The 1,133-nt window shown below is 66.5% G+C and carries 1 pseudogene; it reads right to left on the bottom strand.

From position 1 onward, the window contains the following. Positions 1 to 1,133: pseudogene (locus ACIBHX_RS52360) on the bottom strand (DNA-directed RNA polymerase subunit beta); the annotation flags it as partial.

Raw genomic sequence — 1,133 nt, 5'->3', positions numbered from 1 at the left:
GCTTGAACTTGGCGACGCGGTAGGTCGTCCGCGTGCCGTCGTCGTTCATGACCGTGACGTAGTCGGCGGAGACCTCCTCCACCACGCCGGCCTTCTCGGCGTTGATGACGTCGCCCGCGTCGGTGGCGGCACGGTACTCCATGCCGGTGCCGACCAGCGGCGCCTCGCTCTTCAGCAGCGGCACGGACTGCCTCTGCATGTTGGAGCCCATGAGCGCGCGGTTGGCGTCGTCGTGCTCGAGGAAGGGGATCATCGCGGTGGCCACCGACACCATCTGGCGCGGCGACACGTCGATGTAGTCGACCTCCTCGGCCCGCATGAGCTCGGTCTCGCCGCCCTTGGTGCGGACGAGGACGCGGGACTCGGCGAAGGAGCCGTCGGCGTTGAGCGTGGTGTTGGCCTGCGCCTTGACGTAACGGTCTTCCTCGTCGGCGGTCAGGTAGTCGACCTGGTCGGTCACCTTGCCGTCGACGACCTTGCGGTAGGGCGTCTCGACGAAGCCGAAGGCATTGATCCGGCCGTAGGAGGCCAGCGAGCCGATCAGACCGATGTTGGGACCTTCAGGGGTCTCGATCGGGCACATCCGGCCGTAGTGGGACGGGTGCACGTCACGGACCTCGAACCCGGCCCGCTCACGGGACAGACCACCGGGACCCAGTGCGGACAGACGCCGCTTGTGCGTCAGGCCGGCCAGCGGGTTGGTCTGGTCCATGAACTGCGACAGCTGCGAGGTGCCGAAGAACTCCTTGATCGACGCCACGACCGGGCGGATGTTGATCAGGGTCTGCGGCGTGATCGCCTCGACGTCCTGCGTGGTCATGCGCTCACGCACGACGCGCTCCATACGGGCCAGACCCAGGCGAACCTGGTTCTGGATGAGCTCGCCCACGCTGCGCAGACGGCGGTTGCCGAAGTGGTCGATGTCGTCGGTCTCGACGATGCGGTCACCGGCGGCCGTCGGCATCGACTCCTCGCCCGCGTGCAGGCGGACGATGTACTCGATGGTCGAGACGATGTCTTCCTCGGTCAGGGTGCCCTGCGTGATCTCCGCGTCGACCCCGAGCTTCTTGTTGATCTTGTAGCGACCCACCTTGGCCAGGTCGTACCGCTTGGGGTTGAAATACAGGTTCTCC

The organism is Nonomuraea sp. NPDC050536, from assembly GCF_044457685.1.
GTDB lineage: Bacteria > Actinomycetota > Actinomycetes > Streptosporangiales > Streptosporangiaceae > Nonomuraea.
The sequence above is the reverse complement of the archived record's forward strand: the minus strand, read 5'-3'. Positions and strand labels throughout refer to the sequence as shown.